General features: G+C 63.7%; 16 protein-coding genes and 2 tRNA genes. 14 read left to right on the plus strand and 4 right to left on the minus strand.

What is annotated here, in order from left to right:
* The first annotated feature begins 62 nt into the window (after positions 1 to 62).
* The 4 genes from ACVWW6_RS26250 (at position 63) to ACVWW6_RS26265 (ending at position 3,885) form a co-directional block, all read left to right on the plus strand.
* Positions 63 to 320 (plus strand): tautomerase family protein, encoded by a 258-nt coding sequence (locus tag ACVWW6_RS26250; protein WP_011087716.1) that lies wholly within the window; start codon positions 63 to 65, stop codon positions 318 to 320.
* A 180-nt stretch (positions 321 to 500) separates the two neighbouring features.
* Complete coding sequence (locus ACVWW6_RS26255; RefSeq protein ID WP_028171683.1) at positions 501 to 1,907, plus strand: NfeD family protein; 1,407 nt, start codon at positions 501 to 503, stop codon at positions 1,905 to 1,907.
* Positions 1,904 to 2,665 (plus strand): slipin family protein, encoded by a 762-nt coding sequence (locus tag ACVWW6_RS26260; RefSeq protein WP_028171684.1) that lies wholly within the window; start codon positions 1,904 to 1,906, stop codon positions 2,663 to 2,665. Before ACVWW6_RS26255 ends, ACVWW6_RS26260 begins: the two co-directional genes overlap by 4 nt.
* Before the next feature lie 131 nt (positions 2,666 to 2,796).
* Positions 2,797 to 3,885, plus strand: a complete 1,089-nt coding sequence (locus ACVWW6_RS26265; RefSeq protein ID WP_456681598.1) for an asparaginase — start codon at positions 2,797 to 2,799, stop codon at positions 3,883 to 3,885.
* 82 nt (positions 3,886 to 3,967) lie between these two features.
* Here the strand turns inward: ACVWW6_RS26265 and glnA are convergent, their stop codons facing one another.
* Positions 3,968 to 5,377 (minus strand): type I glutamate--ammonia ligase, encoded by a 1,410-nt coding sequence (glnA, locus tag ACVWW6_RS26270; protein WP_011087712.1) that lies wholly within the window; start codon positions 5,375 to 5,377, stop codon positions 3,968 to 3,970.
* A 154-nt stretch (positions 5,378 to 5,531) separates the two neighbouring features.
* Positions 5,532 to 5,870, minus strand: a complete 339-nt coding sequence (locus tag ACVWW6_RS26275) for a P-II family nitrogen regulator (protein ID WP_007603495.1) — start codon at positions 5,868 to 5,870, stop codon at positions 5,532 to 5,534.
* A 380-nt stretch (positions 5,871 to 6,250) separates the two neighbouring features.
* Here ACVWW6_RS26275 and ACVWW6_RS26280 point away from each other — a divergent pair, with 380 nt between their 5' ends.
* On the plus strand, positions 6,251 to 7,750 hold the full coding sequence (locus ACVWW6_RS26280; protein ID WP_161534755.1) for an NAD(P)H-hydrate dehydratase: 1,500 nt from the start codon (positions 6,251 to 6,253) through the stop codon (positions 7,748 to 7,750).
* A gap of 108 nt (positions 7,751 to 7,858) precedes the next feature.
* Here ACVWW6_RS26280 and ACVWW6_RS26285 read toward each other — a convergent pair whose 3' ends face one another.
* Positions 7,859 to 9,163, minus strand: coding sequence for a multicopper oxidase family protein (locus tag ACVWW6_RS26285; protein ID WP_161534756.1), 1,305 nt, complete (start codon positions 9,161 to 9,163; stop codon positions 7,859 to 7,861).
* Positions 9,164 to 9,317: 154 nt separating this feature from the next.
* Here ACVWW6_RS26285 and ACVWW6_RS26290 point away from each other — a divergent pair.
* The 9 genes from ACVWW6_RS26290 (at position 9,318) to ACVWW6_RS26330 (ending at position 20,046) form a co-directional block, all read left to right on the plus strand.
* Positions 9,318 to 9,402 (plus strand) — tRNA-Leu (locus ACVWW6_RS26290).
* Between the two features lie 177 nt (positions 9,403 to 9,579).
* On the plus strand, positions 9,580 to 10,941 hold the full coding sequence (tig, locus tag ACVWW6_RS26295) for a trigger factor (protein WP_011087709.1): 1,362 nt from the start codon (positions 9,580 to 9,582) through the stop codon (positions 10,939 to 10,941).
* A 290-nt stretch (positions 10,942 to 11,231) separates the two neighbouring features.
* The gene (locus ACVWW6_RS26300) at positions 11,232 to 11,867 is read left to right on the plus strand and encodes an ATP-dependent Clp protease proteolytic subunit (protein WP_011087708.1); all 636 of its coding nucleotides are present in this window, start codon (positions 11,232 to 11,234) and stop codon (positions 11,865 to 11,867) included.
* Between the two features lie 448 nt (positions 11,868 to 12,315).
* Entirely contained in the window at positions 12,316 to 13,587 is a 1,272-nt protein-coding gene (gene clpX, locus ACVWW6_RS26305) for an ATP-dependent Clp protease ATP-binding subunit ClpX (protein WP_008547851.1), read from the plus strand.
* A gap of 324 nt (positions 13,588 to 13,911) precedes the next feature.
* Entirely contained in the window at positions 13,912 to 16,335 is a 2,424-nt protein-coding gene (lon, locus tag ACVWW6_RS26310; RefSeq protein ID WP_011087707.1) for an endopeptidase La, read from the plus strand.
* Between the two features lie 70 nt (positions 16,336 to 16,405).
* Positions 16,406 to 16,810: a GFA family protein gene (locus tag ACVWW6_RS26315; RefSeq protein WP_011087706.1), complete on the plus strand. Its 405-nt coding sequence runs from the start codon at positions 16,406 to 16,408 to the stop codon at positions 16,808 to 16,810.
* 48 nt (positions 16,811 to 16,858) lie between these two features.
* A tRNA-Val gene (locus tag ACVWW6_RS26320) sits at positions 16,859 to 16,935 on the plus strand.
* Positions 16,936 to 17,118: 183 nt separating this feature from the next.
* Positions 17,119 to 19,074: an acyltransferase family protein gene (locus ACVWW6_RS26325; protein WP_456681599.1), complete on the plus strand. Its 1,956-nt coding sequence runs from the start codon at positions 17,119 to 17,121 to the stop codon at positions 19,072 to 19,074.
* Between the two features lie 111 nt (positions 19,075 to 19,185).
* Positions 19,186 to 20,046, plus strand: a complete 861-nt coding sequence (locus ACVWW6_RS26330) for a class I SAM-dependent methyltransferase (RefSeq protein WP_456681600.1) — start codon at positions 19,186 to 19,188, stop codon at positions 20,044 to 20,046.
* 51 nt (positions 20,047 to 20,097) lie between these two features.
* Here the strand turns inward: ACVWW6_RS26330 and ACVWW6_RS26335 are convergent, their stop codons facing one another.
* On the minus strand, positions 20,098 to 21,084 hold the full coding sequence (locus ACVWW6_RS26335) for a cation diffusion facilitator family transporter (RefSeq protein ID WP_456681601.1): 987 nt from the start codon (positions 21,082 to 21,084) through the stop codon (positions 20,098 to 20,100).
* Positions 21,085 to 21,086: the final 2 nt, after the last annotated feature.

Here is a 21,086-nt window from a genome sequence, read left to right on the forward strand (position 1 = left end):
CCCTGCCCGGGGCACCGGGTCCAAATTCGCTCTGTCGTCACACGACATGATTGGAGAGAGACATGCCTTACGTCACCATATCCACCGTCCGCGGCATCCTGGATGCCGCACAGAAGAAAACGCTGCTCGAACGCGTCACCGACCTCCTGGTCGAGGTCGAAGGGCAGGGCAGTCCGGACTTCCGCCGCAACGTCTGGGTCAGGATCGAGGAGCAGGAGCCTTCGCACTGGTCGCTCGGCGGCATGCAGCCGACGAGCGAGATCATCGCGAGTACGTTCGGCGCGATCGGAGCGGACGGGGTGCGGATCGCGAGGCCGTAGCCGCCAAGTGCGCGGGCGGATCAGCCCAAGGCATGGTCCCCAAGGCATGGTCCGCCACCGCCCTGCTCAACCGATCCGCGGGGCGATTTCCATTGCATCGCACAATCAGACAAGGGCCTGCACACGGCTGCATTGAGGTTCAAGAGACGAACACCATATGCTCTGCAAGGGAGCCCTGCCGTGCAGACCATGAAGGCGGCCCTCGTTACGGCGATTGGCGTCGTGGCTTTGATCTGCTGCCTCCTTCCCAGTTCAGCAGAGGAGAACGGCCGTCTTGCACTGATTGTTTCGATCGACGGGGCCATTGGCCCCGCGTCGGCCAGTTACGTGAAGGAGGCCTTGGCCCACGCAAGTGAACGGCGCGCCGAGGTCGTGCTTCTGAGAATCAACACTCCCGGCGGACTCAATTCCAGCATGCGCGAGATCATTGCGGATGTGCTGGCCTCGCCCGTCCCTGTCGTCGGGTACGTCGCTCCCTCCGGCGCCCACGCGGCGAGCGCGGGGACCTATATCCTTTATGCGACCCACATCGCGGCGATGGCGCCGGGCACCAATATTGGTGCAGCAACGCCGGTGCAGATTGGCGGACCGCTGCCGGGTCTGCCGAGCGGTACACCGGACAAGGGCGGCAAGGACAAGAAGGACGGTGACCAGCAGGGCGAGAAGGATCAGCCCAAGGATGCGATGACGGCAAAGGTGACCAATGATGCGGTTGCTTTCATCCGTAGCCTTGCGGAGCTGCGCAACCGCAATGTGGACTGGGCGGAGAAAGCGGTCCGTGAGGCCGCCACTCTCTCTGCCAACGGCGCGCTAGAGGCCCATGCCATCGATCTCGTCGCGCGCGATCAGGCCGAATTGCTGAGGCAACTCGATGGCCGCGTGGTGGAGGTTGCAGGCGGCAAAACGCAACGCCTCGCGACGAAGGATGCGGTCGTTGAAGCCATCGACCCCGGATGGATATCCCGCTTCCTGGCGGTCATCACCGATCCGAATGTGGCGTTCATTCTCCTGATGGTCGGCATCTACGGCCTGATCTTCGAGTTCATGTCTCCCGGAGCCGTCGCTCCGGGAGTCGTCGGCGCGATCTGCCTGTTGATCGGCCTCTATGCGCTCAATTTGCTGCCAATCAACTATGCCGGGCTTGCCCTGATGCTGGTCGGCATAGTGCTTCTCACTGTCGAAGCCTTCAATCCGACGGTGGTGATCGGTCTCGGAGGGATCGTCGCTTTCGTGCTGGGAGCGCTGATGCTTTTCAGGGTCGAGGCGCCCGGCTACCACCTGTCGTGGTGGGTAATCGGCATCGCTGCAGCTGTGTTCACCGGCTTTGCGCTCGTCGTGCTTGGTTCGCTGCGGCGTGCCGCCAACGCTCCTGAACGGGTCGGCGCGCAAGCCATGCGAGGCTTGCCCGCCGAGGTTCTCGACTGGCGTGGGAGCGAAGGTCATGTCTTCGCCCATGGCGAGCGCTGGCAGGCGCGCGGCGCCGAAACGTTCAAGCCCGGAGAGACGGTCGAAGTCGCAAACGTCGTCGACCTGACGCTGCTGATACGGCGCGCACCAGCCCGAACAGGCGAGGGAGATCCGTCATGATGCTGGAATATCTGACCTATGCGGCGCTCGCGTTGCTTGTCATCATGTTCCTATCCCAGGCTATTCGAATCCTGCGTGAATACGAGCGTGGCGTCGTCTTTACGCTCGGTCGCTTTACCGGCGTGAAGGGCCCGGGCCTCATCATCCTCATTCCGGTCGTGCAGCAATTGGTAAAGGTCGATCTACGGGTGATGGTGCAGGTCGTCCCGCCCCAGGACGTGATTTCGCGGGACAACGTCTCCGTCAAGGTCAACGCCGTTCTGTATTTCCGCATCGTCGATCCCGAGCGGGCCATCATCAAGGTCGGCGATTACATGGCCGCCACCAGCCAGCTCGCGCAGACCACGTTACGCTCGGTGCTCGGCAAGCACGAGCTCGACGAGATGCTTGCCGAACGCGACAGGTTGAACGCCGACATCCAGGAGATCCTCGACAAGCAGACCGACGTCTGGGGCATCAAGGTCACCGGGATCGAGATCAAGGACATCGATCTCAACGAAACCATGGTGCGCGCGATCGCCAAGCAGGCCGAAGCGGAACGGTTGCGGCGCGCCAAGGTGATCAACGCGATGGGCGAGCAGCAGGCCGCCGAAAAGCTCGTCGAGGCCGGCCGGATTCTCGCGCAGGAGCCACAGGCGATGCAGCTACGTTACTTCGCGGCCCTGCACGACATCGCGGGCGAACGGTCGTCGACCGTCGTCTTTCCGCTACCGACGGGTTTGCTCGATCATTTTATGCCGCGGCGGGACAACCCATAGGGAAAGCAGCAGGCTGACCCATCTTCGGCCTCAATGGGCGTATCGAATGTCGATCCCTACTTGAACGGGAGGACAATTCGATGACGAAGCCTACCGCCAGCCCAGCCAGCTGTCGCCAACGTCGAACATCCATGCTTGCCATTCCACTGCTGTCTTTTGCGCTCTGGTCCGGCGGCATCGGCGCAGCGGCGCACGCTGCGGAGCCGGGCAAGGACGCTTCGGCCGGAGGCCTGCCGCGCATTCTCGTGCTTGCGACGGGAGGCACCATCGCAGGCCAGGCTGACGCGCGTGCGACCGGTGCGTACAAATCGGGCCAGATCACGGGCGAGCAATTGATGCAGTCGGTGCCGGGTCTGGACAAGCTGGCAAAGCTGAACGCCGAACAGATTTCGTCGATCGGATCCCAGGACATGAACGACAAGGTCTGGTTTGCGCTGGCCCGTCGCATTCAGGAGGCCTTCGACAAGAACGAGGCCGACGGCGTCATCGTGACCCACGGCACGGATACGCTGGAGGAGACGGCGTTCTTTCTCGACAATGTGGTGCGTGGCGACAAGCCGGTGGTCATCGTCGGCTCGATGCGTCCGGCTTCAGCCGTCAGCGCGGATGGCCCCGGCAATCTGTACGAAGCGGTCCAGGTGGCCGCCGATCCCCGATCCCGCGGTCGCGGCGTCATGGCCGTGCTGAACGACAAGATCGAGGGAGCACGCTCGGTCACCAAGACCAACACCACGAGCATCGAGACGTTCAATTCTCCCAACGGCGGGCCGATCGGCTATGTCGACACCGCGGGCGGCATCCGTTTCATGGCCCAGGCTGCCGGTCTCAAGCGCGCGGCCTATCAGCTCCCGGCAGGCGAGCAATTGCCGCGGGTCGAGATCGTCTACTCGCATGCCAACATGGACGCCGTTCCGATCGAGGACGCCATTTCCCACGGCGCCAAAGGCATCGTGCTGGCCGGTGTCGGTGACGGCAATACGTCGAAGCCGGCGCTCGATGCGCTCGAAGCCGCCGCGAAGAAGGGCATCATGGTCGTCCGTTCCACGCGGGTTCGGTCTGGCTTCGTCACCCGCAATGTTGAGGTCGACGATGACAAGAACGGCTTCGTCGTGTCCGAGGACCTCAATCCCCAGAAGGCACGGGTTCTCACCCAGTTGCTGATCGCGAGCGGCGTGACGGGGCCGGCCGAGCTCCAGCGGGCTTTTACAGCGACATGGTGACTGGATCGGCGACTAGGCGCCCCAAAACGAAAAGGCGCCCCTCGCGGAGCGCCTTTTGCTTGTCGCAGACAGTTCGGGCCGCTTAGCCCGAATAGTACATGTCGAACTCGACCGGGTGCGGGGTCATTTCGAAGCGCTCGACTTCGGTCATCTTCAGCTCGATGTAGCTGTCGATGAAGTCGTCGTCGAACACGCCGCCGGCCTTGAGGAAGGCGCGGTCCTTGTCGAGGTTCTCGAGCGCCTCGCGCAAGCTGCCGCACACCGTCGGGATCTGCTTCAGCTCTTCCTTCGGCAGGTCGTAGAGGTCCTTGTCCATCGCCGGACCCGGATCGATCTTGTTCTTGATGCCGTCGAGGCCGGCCATCAGCATCGCGGCGAAGCCGAGATAGGGATTGGCGAGCGGATCCGGGAAGCGCACCTCGACACGCTTGGCCTTCGGCGAAGCGGTGTAGGGGATGCGGCAGGAGGCCGACCGGTTGCGCGCGGAATAGGCGAGCAGCACGGGAGCCTCATAGCCCGGGACCAGACGCTTGTAGGAGTTGGTCGAGGGGTTGGTGAAGGCGTTGATCGCCTTGGCGTGCTTGATGATGCCGCCGATGTAGTGGAGGCAGGTCTCCGACAGGTCGGCATATTTGTTGCCGGCGAACACCGGCTTGCCGTCCTTCCAGATCGACTGGTGCACGTGCATGCCCGAGCCGTTGTCGCCATAGACCGGCTTCGGCATGAAGGTGGCGGTCTTGCCGTAGATGTGGGCGACCTGGTGGATGCAGTATTTGTAGATCTGCAGATGGTCGGCCATCAGCGTCAGCGTGTCGAACTTCATGCCGAGCTCGTGCTGGGCGGAGGCGACCTCGTGGTGATGCTTCTCGACCTTGACGCCCATCTTGGCCATGGCGCCGAGCATTTCCGAGCGCATGTCCTGCACCGAGTCCTGCGGCGGGACCGGGAAGTAGCCGCCCTTGGTGCGGACGCGGTGGCCGAGATTGCCGCCTTCATATTCGGTGTCGGTGTTGGTCGGCAGCTCCGAGGAGTCGAGCCTGAAGCCGGTGTTGTAGGGGCTGGAGGAAAAGCGCACGTCGTCGAACACGAAGAACTCGGCTTCGGGACCGACGAAGACGGTGTCGCCGACGCCCATCGACTTCACCATCGCCTCGGCCTTCTTGGCGATGCCGCGGGGGTCGCGGTTGTAGGGCTCGCCGGTGGTCGGCTCGAGCACGTCGCAGGTGATGACCATGGTGGTCTCGGCGAAGAACGGATCAATCGTCGCGGTCACCGGATCCGGCATCAGGCACATGTCGGACTCGTTGATCGCCTTCCAGCCGGCGATCGAGGAGCCGTCGAACATCGTCCCTTCGGCAAATATGTCTTCATCGATCATGCTGACGTCGAACGTCACATGCTGCCACTTGCCGCGCGGATCGGTGAAGCGCAGGTCGACGTACTTGACGTCGTTGTCCTTGATCGATTTCAGGACGTCTTTGGCGGTCTTCATGCATACCCCTTTTGGCTCTGCGGGTCGGTTTCCAGATGAGCAGGATTATTCTCGCTTTTGGCGAGTTCGCGCGCGACCGCACAAACGAATTCGGGCCGCCGAAGCAGCCTTAATTTCTTGTCAGAGTGTCGCAAAATGCGGGATAGCACCCGGCTCAGATAGCGTCCAGCCCGGATTCGCCGGTTCGGATGCGGATCGCCTCTTCGATGTTGGAGACGAAAATCTTGCCGTCACCGATGCGACCGGTCTGCGCAGCGCGGCGGATCGCGTCGATGGCGCGCTCGACCAGATCGTCGCCGATCACGATCTCGATCTTCACCTTGGGCAGGAAGTCGACGATGTATTCTGCGCCGCGGTAAAGCTCGGCGTGTCCCTTCTGCCGGCCAAAGCCCTTGGCCTCGGTGACGGTGATGCCCTGAAGGCCGACTTCCTGAAGCGCTTCCTTCACCTCGTCGAGCTTGAACGGCTTGATGATGGCTTCGATTTTCTTCACTGCGCGCCTCCCGGCATTTCGATCAAATAGCAACGTCTTCGTCAGGATGCGCTTTTCTCACGCACGATCTTGTCTTCGCTATGCCGGGATCCCTGACCAGCCCGGCACCAACGGCCGGCCACACCCTGATAGATGTCAGTGAGCACGACGAACCGAAGCGGCTTCCTCGAAAGCAGGGTCTATGCCAAGTTGCAAATGCCCTGATTATTGGAGCGTTATCAGCCTTTTAACGAGCATCTCTGATAGGTGGAGCCGACCGGCCCAAAATACCGAAGACTACGAAATAGGCAAACGGTTCAATCTGTGGGCAAATCGGCGTTCCGGCGGTCGGATCGGCACCGAAGATGCCTGTTGAAGAGGCGTTTGTACAGGGAAGTGGCATGGAAGTTCTGACCAACGCCGAAATGCAGCGCGCCGACCAGCTCTCGATCGCGGCCGGCACGCCCGGCTTCAAGCTGATGCTGAGCGCGGGCCAGGCGGTCGCCGAGGCCGCCAACGCGCTGGTGGAGGAGGGGCCGATCCTGATCGTGGCCGGCCCCGGCAACAATGGCGGCGACGGTTTTGTCGCAGCCGCCGAGCTCGCCGCCCAGGGCCGCGAGGTCTCGGTGATCCTGATGTGCGAGCGCGACCAGCTCCAGGGCGACGCGGCCTCCGCCGCGCGCGGCTGGAAGCACCCGGTGCTCCCGTTCAATCCGCAGGCGATCGGAAAGCCCGCGCTGATCATCGACGCGCTGTTCGGTGCGGGCCTCAGCCGCCCCGTTGACGGCGAGGCGCGCGCGATGATCGAGGCCGTCAACGCCAATGGTGCCTTGGTGCTCGCGGTCGATCTGCCGAGCGGCATCAACGGCACCAGCGCCGCCGTGCTGGGAGCTGCGGTCAACGCCACCGAGACCGTCACCTTCTTCCGCAAGAAGCCGGCGCACCTGCTGGTGCCGGGGCGGATGCATTGCGGCCGCGTGCGCGTTGCCGATATCGGTATCGACGCACAGGTGCTTGACGAGATCAGGCCGCAGACCTTCGAGAACGACCCGGATTTCTGGGGCGCGGCCTTTCCGGTGCCGCGGATCGACGGCCACAAATATGCGCGAGGGCAAGTGCTGGCGGTCTCGGGCGATGCAGCCGCGACCGGCGCGGCGCGGCTTGCCGCGCGCGGCGCGTTGCGGGCCGGCGCGGGCCTGGTGACGCTGGCGAGCCCGCGCGATGCGCTCGCGATCAATGCGGCCGCGCTGACCGCGGTGATGGTTCGCCCCGTCGACACCGCGATCGAGTTCGGCGAGCTGCTCGGCGACAAGCGCTACAACACCTGCATCATCGGCCCCGGCACGGGCGTTGGCGATCGCACCTGCGATTTCGTCCACACCGCGCTTGGCGCGCAGCGGCATCTGGTGCTCGACGCGGATGCGCTGACGAGCTTTGCCGCAAATCCCGAGCGCCTGTTCGAATCGATCAAGGCCTCGCACGACAATGCGGTGGTGCTGACGCCGCACGAGGGCGAGTTTCCGCGCCTGTTCTCCGATCTCAGCAACAAGCACCCCGGCCGTTCCAAGCTCGAGCGCGTCCGCGCCGCCGCCGAACGCTCCGGCGCGGTGGTGCTGCTGAAGGGGCCGGATACCACCATCGCCGCGCCAGACGGCCGCGCCACCATCGCCGCCAATGCGCCGCCCTGGCTCGCCACGGCGGGTGCGGGCGACGTGCTCTCCGGTATCATCGCGGGGCTCCTGGCGCAGGGCGTGCCGGCCTTCGAAGCCGCCAGCATCGGCGTGTGGATGCATGGCGAGGCGGCAAGCGAGGCGGGGCCGGGGCTGATCGCGGAGGACCTGACTGAGACGCTCCCGGCCGTGCACCGGCGGATTTATAACGCACTGGGGATCGAGTACTGAGCTGCTCGCTACGGCGGGTAGGATGGGTAGAGCGCAGCGAAACCCATCATCTCAAACCTCGGCACGGTGGCGGTGGGTTTCGCTGCGCTCTACCCATCCTACGAAACCTCACTCCACCGCGTACCAGCGCACCAGCCGCGGCGCGGCCCAGTCGGTCACGACGGATTCGATCAGCCAACGTCCGGGCGAGGTCGCCGCGAACGCGATGCGCTGGGTCTGGCCGGACTCGATCGCGAGCGTGTCGAGCCAATAGGGCTTCCAGCCGTCGTCGAGCTTGTCGAGCAGGCGGAAGGGATGGCCGTGCAGGTGGAACACGGCGGTGAGGGGCGCGGGGTTCTTGAGGGTCAGCACGACGGTGCGGCCGGTCCTGGTGCGGAAGGCCGGCGCCGACGAGGTGGAGAAATCCGCAGGCCGCGTCCAGCCGGTATCGGGTGCACCGAGCGCGACATCGAACCGCAGGGCGCCTTTGAGATCGAGCTGGTCGGGCAGGGCATTCGCAGGGAGCGGTTGTGGCGGCAACAGCGGCGCGCGCCGCTCCAGCCTGCCGGAGATCGAGAGGTTTCCGATCGGGCGGGCCTCCTTGCCGTCATGCAGCAGAAATTGGGCCGATGTGGCTGCGTCCACAAAGGCGTCGGCCCGTCCGCCCGGGGCCAGCACCAGGGCGCCGTTGCGGGCCGGGAACGGCTCGGCCGGCTGTCCGTCCAGGGCCATCACGCGGACCTCGTGATTCTCCAATTTGATTGCGAGGACAGTGCGTTGGGAGCCATTGATAAAGCGCAGCCGCAGCCGCTCATTGGCGGCGGCTGAGAGCTCGCATGAAGTCTGCCCGTTGATTGTATAGAGCGGGGTCGTGTCCTTGGGGTCGCGGCCCGGGGGCAGCGCGGTCCCATCCGGCCGCAGGCGCCATTCCTCGATCAGCAGGACCTCGTCACGATCGACGGCGATGCGGCTCGTCTCCTCCGCGATGATCGGAAGCGGCCGCGCCGGCTGCTTCAGGCCGTCCTCGAAGAGGCGAAAGTCGGTCAGCAGGGTTCCGGCGTTTGGTATTGAAATAATTGAAGTTTCAGTCGCGTCCGGCGCCGTCGGCGCGCGCCCTCGCAGCGGGTCCGCCGCAGCCGGGCCGTTGAGGCCGTACCAGACTGGGGCAAGCGGCACAGGCAGGTCGTTGCGGAACACCACCTCGCAGCGGTCGCCGCGCTTGAGATGGACGCCCCTGGTATGGCTTACGGCGGCCAGCTCCCAGATTGGTGTGGGCGGCTGCCCCGGCTTCAGAGCCAGCGTTGCCGGCCTCGCCTGAAGGGCGATCTGGGCGGTCACGGACGGACCTGCGCCGCCGGCCATCAGCCCCGCAGCCGAGGCTCCGAGGCCAACCAGAACCTCGCGTCGGCTCGGGTGAAAGATCCGCGGTTTCATGGCCCGATCCGGACCACGCCGCGCTGGATAAGTCCAGCCATCGTGCCTACTTGAAGCCTGCCTCCATCAGGCCATTTTTTTGCTGCGAACAGTCAGGCGCATGCTATAAGCCCGGCCGCCCGCGGCATCGCGGCCGGTCTTGATGCAAATTCACGCGGGCGTGGCGGAACTGGTAGACGCGCTGGATTTAGGTTCCAGTGACGAAAGTTGTGGGGGTTCGAGTCCCTCCGCCCGCACCAAGCGCTTTCAGCGTTTGCACGGATTACCGAAGGGCCTCGCTTCGTGCGGATGTTTTCCGTCTGGAGCAGGGCTCTGATGAACCACCGGCGTTGAGGCGTTTGCCTCGCGTTGGATCGATTAATGACAGCGTCCCGACGCATGCGTGCCGGGGCCGAACGAGAAGAAGATTGGACGCCATGCAGGTCACAGAAACCCTCTCGGAAGGTTTGAAGCACGAGTTCAAGATCAGCGTTCCCGCGTCTGATCTCGACGCCAAGGCCGGCGCCAAGCTCGTCGACCTCAAGGACAAGGTCCGCATCAACGGCTTCCGTCCCGGCAAGGTGCCGGTCGCTCATCTCAAGAAGGTCTATGGCCGCTCGGTGATGGCCGAGACCATCGACCAGACCATCCGCGACACCAACACGCAGCTGTTCTCCGAGCGCGGCTTCCGCCTCGCGACCGAGCCGAAGATCACGATGCCGAGCGAGCAGGCCGAGGTCGAGGAGCTGCTGAGCGGCAAGACCGATCTGACCTACACGGTTGCGATCGAGGTGGTGCCGTCGATCGCGCTCGCCGACTTCAAGACCTTCCAGGTCGAGAAGCCCGTGGCCGACGTTACCGACGCCGACGTCGACGAGGCGATCAAGCGCATCGCCGACACCAACCGCGGCTATGCCGCGAAGGCCGACGGCGCCAAGGCCGAGTCGGGCGACCGCGTCACCATCAACTTCAAGGGCACCATCAACGGCGAAGTCTTCGAGGGCGGCACCGGCGAGGGCATCCAGGTCGTCATCGGCTCCAACACCTTCATCCCCGGCTTCGAGGAGCAGCTCACCGGCATCGGCGCGGGCGAGACGCGCACGCTGAAAGTGTCGTTCCCCAAGAACTACATGAACGACAAGCTCGCCGGCCAGCCGGCCGAGTTCGAGACCACCGCGACCTCGATCGAAGCGCCGCAGGACATTGCGATCGATGACGAGTTCGCCAAGACGCTCGGCCTCGAATCGCTGGACAAGCTGAAGGAAGCCGCGCGCGAGCGTCTGGTTGCCGAGTTCGCCGGTGCGACGCGCCAGCGCGTCAAGCGCGCGCTGCTCGACCGTCTCGACGAGGCGCATCGCTTCGAGGCGCCGCCCTCGCTCGTCGACGAGGAGTTCAATCTGATGTGGAACTCGGTCAAGGCCGAGATGGACTCGGCCGGCAAGACCTTTGCCGACGAGGACACCACCGAAGATGCCGCCAAGGAAGAGTACCGCAAGATCGCCGACCGGCGCGTGCGCCTCGGCCTCGTGCTCTCCGAGATCGGCGAGAAGAACAAGATCACCGTGACCGACGACGAGGTCGGCCGCGCCGTGATCGAGCGGGCCCGCCAGATGCCCGGCCGCGAGAAGGAAGTCTGGGACTATTACCGCAGCAACGCCCAGGCGCTGGCCCAGCTTCGTGCGCCAATCTATGAGGACAAGGTCGTCGACTTCATCCTCGAGCTCGCCAACGTGACCGAGAAGAAGGTTTCGCGCGAGGACCTCTACAAGGACGACGAGGCGGAAAAGACCGCGGCCTGAAGGCTTTGAGACAGTCTTCTATTAAGGATGATCAGCGGAAGGGCCCGGCTAGCCATGTGGCTGGCTGGGCCTTCTTGCGAGAATCAGCTTCAAGTGCCCGGCGGATTAAGCCTTAATTCGCTCCGCACTTGTCTGGCGCGAATTGGGCTATATCTGTCGGTACACCCTGTACCCAAACTTCTACCGCTACCAACTTCCTGCATCACGGGCGTCCATCGGCCTTCCGGCAAATCCAGCCAAACTGGCAGCCAAGAGTGGCGATGTCCGCCTCCGAAAACCCTAGGTGACTCATGCGCGATCCGGTTGAAACCTACATGAACCTCGTGCCCATGGTGGTCGAGCAGACCAACCGTGGCGAGCGCGCCTACGACATTTTCTCGCGCCTGTTGAAAGAGCGCATCATTTTCCTGACCGGTCCGGTCGAGGACGGCATGTCGACGCTGGTCGTCGCGCAGCTGTTGTTCCTCGAAGCGGAAAATCCGAAGAAGGAAATCTCGATGTACATCAACTCGCCGGGCGGCGTGGTGACGTCGGGCCTTGCGATTTACGACACCATGCAGTTCATCCGCCCGCCGGTCTCGACGCTGTGCACGGGGCAGGCGGCCTCGATGGGCTCGCTGCTGCTCGCCGCCGGCGAGAAGGACATGCGCTTCTCGCTGCCGAACGCGCGCATCATGGTGCATCAGCCCTCCGGCGGCTTCCAGGGCCAGGCCACCGACATCATGCTGCACGCGCAGGAAATCCTGAACCTGAAGAAGCGGCTCAACGAGATCTACGTGAAGCATACCGGCCAGACCTACAAGACGATCGAGGACGCGCTGGAACGCGACAAGTTCCTGACCGCCAACGACGCCAAGGAGTTCGGCCTGGTCGACAGGGTCATCGACAAGCGCGCCGAAGAGCCGGCCGCGGCGAAGACCCAGTAGCACTACCGGTGGGTAGCGGCGTCCCTCGGGGGCGCCCGGGTACCTTCAGGGGAGTGTTCACGTTTAGGACTCGTGTGCGCGCTGCAAAACGCCGTTTTGCGCCCTGCGACAGGCAGAAAGTTCCGCTTTCGTGCTTGTTTTTCGTGGCAATCCAGCAACGCCGGGGTGATTTCGATCACTTCGCCCGTGCCAAGACCTGAAATCACGGTATTGTCACGGGTAGCCGGCGACCCCCGATTAGCGAATTCTTGATAGTCGGGTGACAGCATGGTTGGCTACGAATGATCCGCTATGATCGCGGGAGAATCGAGTGACCGTGATTCGCACGGGATGTAGCGCGTAGGGTCTTTTTTGGTACGGAATTTGCTCTATTTGAACTTCATACCGACCGGTGTGTCGGGATGGAGCGATCGAGCGGAACGGGATCGAACCGCGGACGGAGACATGAATGAGTAAGGTCGGCACGAGCGACTCCAAGAACACGCTATATTGCTCGTTCTGCGGCAAGAGCCAGCACGAAGTCCGCAAACTGATCGCGGGTCCCACGGTCTTCATCTGCGACGAGTGCGTCGAGCTTTGCATGGACATCATCCGCGAGGAGAACAAGTCCTCGCTGGTCAAGTCGCGCGACGGCATTCCGACGCCGAAGGAAATCTGCAAGGTGCTGGACGATTACGTGATCGGCCAGAGCCACGCGAAGAAGGTCCTGTCGGTCGCGGTGCACAACCACTACAAGCGCCTCAACCACCAGACCAAGCACAACGACGTCGAGCTCGCGAAGTCGAACATCCTGCTGATCGGTCCGACCGGTTCGGGCAAGACGCTGCTCGCGCAGACGCTCGCCCGCATTCTGGACGTGCCCTTCACGATGGCGGACGCAACGACGCTGACCGAAGCCGGCTATGTCGGTGAGGACGTCGAGAACATCATCCTGAAGCTGCTCCAGGCCGCCGACTACAATGTCGAGCGCGCCCAGCGCGGCATCGTCTACATCGACGAAATCGACAAGATCAGCCGCAAGTCCGACAATCCCTCGATCACGCGCGACGTGTCGGGTGAGGGCGTGCAGCAGGCGCTCTTGAAGATCATGGAAGGCACGGTGGCTTCGGTCCCGCCGCAGGGCGGCCGCAAGCATCCGCAGCAGGAGTTCCTGCAGGTGGATACCACCAACATCCTGTTCATCTGCGGCGGCGCCTTCGCCGGTCTCGAGAAGATCATCTCGGCACGCGGACGGTCGACCTCGATCGGCTTCGGCGCCCAGGTGCTCGCGCCGGAGGATCGCCGTACCGGCGAGATCTTCCGTCACGTCGAGCCTGAGGATCTCCTGAAGTATGGTCTCATCCCCGAGTTCGTCGGCCGTCTGCCTGTCGTGGCGACGCTCGAGGATCTGGACGAGACCTCGCTGAAGAAGATCCTGACCGAGCCGAAGAACGCGCTTGTGAAGCAGTACCAGCGCCTGTTCGAGATGGAGAACATCGAGCTGACCTTCGCCGACGAGGCGCTTGGCGCGGTCGCCCGCAAGGCGATCGAGCGCAAGACCGGCGCCCGTGGCCTGCGTTCGATCCTCGAGGCGATCCTGCTCGAGACCATGTTCGACCTGCCGGGTCTGGAAGGTGTGGAAGAAGTCGTGATTTCCCGCGAAGTCGTGGAAGGCACGGCCCGTCCGCTCTACATCTACGCCGATCGATCCGATCGCGCCGTCGAGAACGCCAGCGCCTGATTTGCGGCGCTGGAACGCTCCAATCGTCCTGAGAAGTGACGGCTGCGGAAGGTATCTCCGCAGCCGAGTTTGCGTCGCTTACCCGTGTGCGTAAGCGCCTGATGGCGCGCGTTTTTCAATGACTTGACACCCCCCCGGTCGATAGCCACCTAATGTCGGCGGCGAGCGTGAATTCTCTTCAAGATTCGCCTCAGTTCCGATCCGGCAAGCCCGGTCCACCCTTGGAATGGTAGACTGGTTTTGTGGATCACCTCGGCACCTTGTGGCGGTTGCGCATGAGCATGGCGGGCTGCGTGCAAGGGGGCAAAGCAAAAGGAAAAGGCCATGACTAATCCAAAACCCAGGCCAACCATCGTCCATGGCGAAACGCACGCTTATCCCGTGCTTCCCTTGCGCGACATCGTCGTCTTCCCGCACATGATCGTGCCGCTCTTCGTCGGCCGCGAGAAGTCGATTCGCGCGCTCGAAGAGGTGATGAAGAACGACGCGCTGATCATGCTCGCGACGCAGAAGAACGCGTCCGACGATGATCCGGCGCCCGATGCGATTTACGAGACCGGTACGCTTGCCAGCGTGCTCCAGCTCTTGAAGCTTCCCGACGGCACCGTGAAGGTGCTGGTCGAAGGGCTCGAGCGTGCGCGCGTGCAGAAATACACCGATCGCGCCGACTACTATGAAGCGACCGCGATTGCGCTCGCCGATACCGATGCGAAGTCGGTGGAGGCGGAAGCGCTGGCACGCTCGGTCGTGTCCGACTTCGAGAGCTATGTGAAGCTCAATAAGAAGATCTCGGCCGAGGTCGTCGGCGTCGTGCAGGCGATCACCGATTTCGCCAAGCTCGCCGACACGGTCGCCTCCCATCTCGCCGTCAAGATCGCGGATCGCCAGGGCATCCTGGAGACGCTGTCGGTCACCACGCGCCTCGAAAAGGTGCTGGGCCTGATGGAGAGCGAGATCTCGGTGCTCCAGGTCGAGAAGCGCATCCGCTCGCGCGTCAAGCGCCAGATGGAGAAGACCCAGCGCGAGTATTATCTCAACGAGCAGATGAAGGCGATCCAGAAGGAACTCGGCGACGACGACGGTCGCGACGAGCTCGCCGATCTCGAAGAGAAGATCTCCAAGACCAAGCTCTCCAAGGAAGCGCGCGAGAAGGCGCAGCACGAATTGAAGAAGCTGCGCCAGATGTCACCGATGTCCGCGGAAGCGACCGTCGTGCGCAACTACCTGGATTGGCTGCTGTCGATCCCGTGGAACAAGAAGTCCAAGGTCAAGAAGGACCTGGAATCGGCGCAGGCCATCCTGGACTCCGATCACTACGGTCTGGAGAAGGTCAAGGAACGCATCGTCGAGTATCTCGCGGTGCAGTCGCGCGCCAACAAGCTGACGGGACCGATCCTGTGCCTCGTCGGACCTCCCGGCGTCGGCAAGACCTCGCTCGGCAAGTCGATCGCGAAGGCGACCGGACGCGAGTTCGTGCGCGTCTCGCTCGGCGGCGTGCGCGACGAGGCCGAGATCCGCGGTCACCGCCGCACCTATATCGGCTCGATGCCCGGCAAGATCATCCAGTCGATGCGGAAAGCCAAGTCGTCCAATCCGCTGTTCCTGCTGGACGAGATCGACAAGATGGGTGCCGACTTCCGCGGTGATCCGTCCTCGGCTTTGCTCGAGGTCCTCGACCCCGAGCAGAACGGGACCTTCAACGACCACTATCTCGAGGTCGACTACGATCTGTCCAACGTGATGTTCATCACGACCGCGAATACGCTCAATATTCCGGGACCGCTGATGGACCGCATGGAGATCATCCGGATCGCGGGCTACACCGAGAACGAGAAGGTCGAGATCGCGCGCAAGCACCTGATCCCGAACGCGGTGTCCAAGCACGGTCTGGACTCCAAGGAGTTCTCGATCGACGACGACGCGCTGCTGCTGCTGATCCGCCGCTACACCCGCGAAGCGGGGGTGCGTAACCTGGAGCGTGAGCTCTCCACACTCGCCCGCAAGGCGGTGAAGGAGCTGATGATCTCCAAGAAGAAGTCGGTCAAGGTCACGGAGAAGTCTCTCGAAGAGCTTCTGGGTGTGCCGAAGTACCGCTTCGGCGAGATCGAGAGCGAGCCGCAGGTCGGCATCGTCACCGGCCTTGCCTGGACCGATGTCGGCGGCGAGCTGCTGACCATCGAAGGCGTCATGATGCCGGGCAAGGGCAAGATGACGGTCACGGGCAACCTGCGCGACGTGATGAAGGAATCGATCTCGGCGGCGGCGTCCTACGTCCGCTCGCGCGCGATCGTCTACGGGATCGAGCCGCCGCTGTTCGACCGGCGCGACATCCACGTGCACGTGCCGGAAGGCGCGACGCCGAAGGACGGTCCGTCGGCGGGCGTGGCGATGGCCACCGCGATCATCTCGGTCATGACCGGAATCCCGGTCCGCCACGATGTCGCGATGACCGGCGAGATCACGCTGCGCGGCCGCGTGCTGCCGATCGGCGGTCTGAAGGAGAAGCTGCTGGCTGCTGCCCGCGGCGGCATCAAGACGGTGCTGATCCCCGAGGACAACGCCAAGGATCTCACGGAGATCTCCGATGCGATCAAGGGCGGCATGGAGATCATCCCGGTCTCCCGTCTCGACGACGTCGTCGCCAGGGCGCTGGTGAAGAAGCCGGTGCCGATCGTCTGGGAAGAGGACACCAAGGTGACGGTGAAGCCGGACGGCGACGAAGCCGCTGGCGGCCTGACCGCTCACTGAGCTCCAGCGAAAGATGATAAAACGGCGCCTTCGGGCGCCGTTTTTGCTTTGATGCAAGGGAACGAGGGCGATGCAGATCGACGGGCAATGCCATTGCGGGCAGATCACCTTTGAAGCCGAGATCGACCCCGAGGCGGTCTCGGTCTGCCATTGCCAGGACTGCCAGACGCTGACGGGATCACCGTTCCGGGTCACCGCGATCTGTTCCGCCGGCGACGTCAAGCTCACCGGCGGCACGCCAAAAATCTACGGCAAGCGCGGCGACAACGGCCGGATGCGCTTCCAGCATTTTTGCGCCGACTGTGGTTCCCCGCTGTTCACCAGCGGCGAGGGCGACCAGGCCGACGACTGGGGCATCCGCTGGGGCAGCATCCGCCAGCGCGACGCTTTGAGGCCCAGCCGACAGATCTGGTGCCAGTCGGCGGCAGTGTGGATCGACGCCGTGCCGGGGCTGCCGGGGAGGCCGCAGGATTGATGTTCCGTACTTGCTCACCGAGGGCGGGTAGGGATAAAGAGGCGGCGAGGGCGGTTAGCTCAGCTGGTTAGAGCATCTCGTTTACACCGAGAGGGTCCGCGGTTCGAATCCGTGACCGCCCACCAACGCGTTTTTCGGTACTGCCTCGTCAATTGGAACGGGCCGAGCGGGCAGCACCGAGCCGACGGCCATCGGTTCCGGCTGCATCTTGTGCTTGCGGCCGGTCTTCGCGTCGGGCATATCGGCCCGAACTGGGACGCGTAGAGCGGCTGCCCTGCCAAGCACCACCTGGATCCGACGCCGGCCATATGCCGACCAAGCTGCCCTACCGACCGGAGATCGACGGCCTGCGAGCGATCGCAGTCCTGCCTGTCATTCTCTATCATGCCGGGGTTCCCGGATTCTCGGGCGGCTTTGTCGGAGTCGACGTCTTCTTCGTGATCAGCGGCTATCTGATCACGTCGATCATCCTCGACGAATATGAAAATGGCGGCTTCAGCTTCGTCGGCTTCTACGAGCGGCGCGCCCGGCGCATTTTGCCGCCCTTGTTCCTGGTCTGCCTTGCGTGCATTCCGTTCGCCATCTATTCGCTGAGCCCGCGCGATCTCGAGGAGTTCGCCAGGAGCCTGCTCTCGGTCTGCGGTTTCGTTTCGAACTTCTTCTTCTGGTCGCAAAGCGGATATTTCGACGGGCCGACCGAGCTCAAGCCACTCGTCCATACTTGGAGCCTTGCGGTCGAAGAGCAGTTCTATCTGGTCTTTCCGATCGCGCTGTTCTTGTTGCTCAAGCTCGGTCGACGTCACGCCATCGCGTTGTTTGTCGCGACCGCTGTACTGAGCTTCGCTCTCGCTGTTTGGGGATCGCGTCACGCGACGGCAGCGACCTTCTACCTCCTGCCGGCAAGGTATTGGGAGCTTTTGATCGGTGCGCTGCTGCCGCTGTGCCGCATCGAGACCGAAGCGCGGCGCCTGCCGCGCCGGCTCGCCGAGCCGCTTGCGTTGCTCGGTCTTGCATTGATCGCGATTCCGATCTTCACCTATCACAACATTCCCTATCCCGGCGTTTACACGTTGCCGCCGACACTCGGCACGGCGCTGGCGATCGTGTTCCTGCGACCCGATACGCTATCGGGCCGCATCGTTGCGACGCGCGGCCTCGTTGGCATCGGCCTGATCAGCTACAGCGCCTATCTCTGGCATCAGCCCGTGTTTGCGTTTGCGCGGCTCGGAGCGATCTATGAGGCCAATATCCCGGTCTTCATCGGCCTTTCGGCGATTGCGCTGCTCCTGGCCTACCTGACCTACGTGCTGGTCGAGCGCCCGGTGCGCGACCGCAAGCGGTTCACCCGGAACGAGGTGTTCGCCTATTGCGGTGCTGCCTCCGCGGGACTGGCCGGCCTCGGACTGGTCGGCATCTTCACCGGCGGGCTCGAGAACAGCTATCTCGCCCGCAACGACATGGCGACCCAGCGGGCCTATGCGCTCATCAAGCAATATGGCTTGCGCGATATCAAGGCCCGGCTGATCGACAGCGGCTGCCGGTTCTGGTCTCCCCGTCCGGACGAGGCGTTCGAGGCGCGGTTTCGATCCTGTGCCGAGAAGTTTGGCCCGGCCACCATGGTCGTCGGCGATTCCCACGGCGAGAACGTCTACAATGCGGTGGCCAAGGCGAGCCCCGGCGAGTTCGTCGTCGGTCTGGTCGACGAAGGCTGCCGTGCGTGGAACGACAGCGATGCCTGTCCGTATTCCAGGCTCAAGGGCTTCCTCGATCGCAACGGAGCTTCCGTGCGCGGGATCGTCTTCAACGTGTCGGGAGCTCACCTTCTGACCGACCTGGAAGGCAATTCGGAAAACCACCACCTGTTCGAGTGGAAGACGGGATATCTCATCAATTACGAGAAGGTCGCCTTCACGATCAACTATCTGCGGACGATCGCGCCGCTGGCGAAGATCGTGTGGCTCGGTCCCTTTGTCGAAGCACGGGTCAACTTCCGCGATCCGCCGTCAATCGCAAGGGACGCGTTCAGGATGAATCCCGTCTCGCTCCATCATTTCAAGGCGCTGGACGCCGAGATTGCCAAGGAAGTCGCCGAAGGGCCACAGACCTTCAAGTATCTGTCATTCTACGACGTGCTCAAGGTCGATCAGTATTTCCTGCTGACCGGCGATTGTCTGACGTTCAGCGATCCCGATCATCTGAGCGCCTGCGGCGAGGAGTTGCTTGGCGAGAAGCTCAAGGCCCAACTGCCCTGGCCGAATTCGTAGGCTCCAGGCACAAGCATCCAAGCGGTGCCCGTCCGACCTTCAATTCGAATGGGCCGCAACTTCGGTTCGTGATATGGGCTGAACGGCGCGTGAGTGCGCGATGAGGTCCCGATGCAGCAACCCAGCGGACACGAGCAGAATGTCGACCAGATCGCCTATTGGAACGGCCCCAGCGGGCAACGCTGGGCCGATCGACATGCGGTGCAGGAGAGGCTGCTCGGGCCGATCGCGGATGTCCTGATCGATCGCGCCGGGCCGAAGCCGGGCGAGCGCGTGATCGACGTCGGCTGCGGCTCCGGCGCAACGACGGTGGCATTTGCGAAGGCGGTGGCGCCAAACGGCTTCGCGCTCGGCCTCGATGTCTCCGACCCCATGTTGTCGCAGGCGCGTGCGCTGGCGCCAAAGGGCCTGCCGCTCGATTTCGTGCTGGCGGATGCGACGGTGCATCCGTTCGAGCCGGCGAGCTTTGACCTCCTGGCCTCGCGCTTCGGCGTGATGTTCTTCGCCGATCCCATTGCGTCCTTCACCAACCTTCGTCGCGCGCTGAAGCCGTCGGGACGGCTCGCGTTCGCCTGCTGGCGCGAGCCGAAGGAGAACCCGTGGATGATGGCGCCGCTAATGGCGGTCTACAAGCACGTGCCCAAAATGCCGCCGGTCGGGCCGGAGGAGCCGGGCCCGTTCGCCTTCGCATCCGAAGAGCGCGTGATGCGCATCCTGAAAGGGGCGGGCTTCGTCGATGTGGCGATGGAGCCGCACAATCTCGCGATGGATATCGCCATCGGCGGTGGGCTCGAGGCCGCCGTCGACGGCGCGCTCCAGATCGGCCCGGCCAGCCGTGCGCTGCAAGGGCATCCGCCGGAGACGCATGAGGCCGCTAAGGCCTCGATCCGCGAAATGCTCGCGCCATTTTTGAAGGGACAGTCGGTGGCACTTCAGGGCGCGATCTGGATCGTGACGGCGAAGGCGTCGTAGCGCTCGCTGCTCGACGCCGTTGTGCGCAGTTGAAGCTGAGCAAATGCCTCTTCACACCACATCATCCGGCGCCAGCGCACAGCCATTATCCGGATGCGTCTCGACCTGAAGCGTGGTGTGGCCGATGCGGAAGGACGCCTTCAGCATCTGCGCGGTCTCCATCAGGAACGCATCGCCGCTACCTGCGGGCATGACGAGATGGCAGGTCAGCGCCGTCTCGGTGGTCGAGATCGGCCAGACGTGCAGATCGTGGATCGCGGACACACCCGGGCGCGCCAGCAGGAGCGCCCTGATCGCGGCGAGGTCGGTGCCCTTGGGGGCGGCCGCCATCGACATGTCGATGGAGCCGCGGAGCAGGCTGGTCGTGCTCCAGAGAATGGTGGCGCAGATGACGAGGCTGGTGACGGGGTCGAGCCAGAGCCAGCCGGTCCAGATGATCAGCGCCGCCGAGACGACGACGCCGAGCGAGACGGCGGCGTCGGCGGCCATGTGCAGATAGGCGCCCTCGATGTTGATGTCGTCCTTGCGACCGCTCGCGAACAGCATGGCGGTGAAACCGTTGACGAGGATGCCGATGCCGGCGACCACCATCACGGTCACTCCCGCGACCGGCTCCGGCTCGCGCAGGCGTAAAATCGCCTCCCAGCCGATCGCGCCGGTCGCGACCAGCAGGAACACGGCATTGGCCAGTGCCGCCAGGATGGTCGAGGCACGCAGGCCGTAGGTGAAGCGTCCACTCGGCGCGCGCCGCGCCGCGATTGCGGCGCCCCACGCCACGACCAGGCCGAGCACGTCGGAGAGATTGTGGCCGGCGTCCGCGAGCAGGGCGGTGGAGTTGCCGATATAGCCATAGACCGCCTCGGCCACGACCAGCGCAGTGTTGAGCGAAATGCCGATCGCGAAGGCCTTGCCGAAACTGGCGGGCGCATGGACATGCGCGTGGCCAAGACCACGACCATGGCCATGACCGTGGTCGTGATCATCATGCCCGTGACCTGCATGGTCATGATGGTGATGGCCGTGGTCGTGGCTGCCCAAAC

The sequence above is a fragment of the Bradyrhizobium sp. USDA 3311 genome (assembly GCF_054062495.1).

What these genes read in the sequence shown, in the direction of transcription:
- ACVWW6_RS26250 (WP_011087716.1), top strand. Translation starts at nt 63, where the DNA reads ATGCCTTACGTCACCATATCCACCGTCCGCGGCATCCTGGATGCCGCA.
- ACVWW6_RS26260 (WP_028171684.1), top strand. Translation starts at nt 1,904, where the DNA reads ATGATGCTGGAATATCTGACCTATGCGGCGCTCGCGTTGCTTGTCATC.
- ACVWW6_RS26265 (WP_456681598.1), top strand. Translation starts at nt 2,797, where the DNA reads ATGCTTGCCATTCCACTGCTGTCTTTTGCGCTCTGGTCCGGCGGCATC.
- glnA (WP_011087712.1), bottom strand. Translation starts at nt 5,377, where the DNA reads ATGAAGACCGCCAAAGACGTCCTGAAATCGATCAAGGACAACGACGTC.
- ACVWW6_RS26280 (WP_161534755.1), top strand. Translation starts at nt 6,251, where the DNA reads ATGGAAGTTCTGACCAACGCCGAAATGCAGCGCGCCGACCAGCTCTCG.
- ACVWW6_RS26285 (WP_161534756.1), bottom strand. Translation starts at nt 9,163, where the DNA reads ATGAAACCGCGGATCTTTCACCCGAGCCGACGCGAGGTTCTGGTTGGC.
- tig (WP_011087709.1), top strand. Translation starts at nt 9,580, where the DNA reads ATGCAGGTCACAGAAACCCTCTCGGAAGGTTTGAAGCACGAGTTCAAG.
- ACVWW6_RS26300 (WP_011087708.1), top strand. Translation starts at nt 11,232, where the DNA reads ATGCGCGATCCGGTTGAAACCTACATGAACCTCGTGCCCATGGTGGTC.
- clpX (WP_008547851.1), top strand. Translation starts at nt 12,316, where the DNA reads ATGAGTAAGGTCGGCACGAGCGACTCCAAGAACACGCTATATTGCTCG.
- lon (WP_011087707.1), top strand. Translation starts at nt 13,912, where the DNA reads ATGACTAATCCAAAACCCAGGCCAACCATCGTCCATGGCGAAACGCAC.
- ACVWW6_RS26315 (WP_011087706.1), top strand. Translation starts at nt 16,406, where the DNA reads ATGCAGATCGACGGGCAATGCCATTGCGGGCAGATCACCTTTGAAGCC.
- ACVWW6_RS26325 (WP_456681599.1), top strand. Translation starts at nt 17,119, where the DNA reads ATGCCGACCAAGCTGCCCTACCGACCGGAGATCGACGGCCTGCGAGCG.
- ACVWW6_RS26330 (WP_456681600.1), top strand. Translation starts at nt 19,186, where the DNA reads ATGCAGCAACCCAGCGGACACGAGCAGAATGTCGACCAGATCGCCTAT.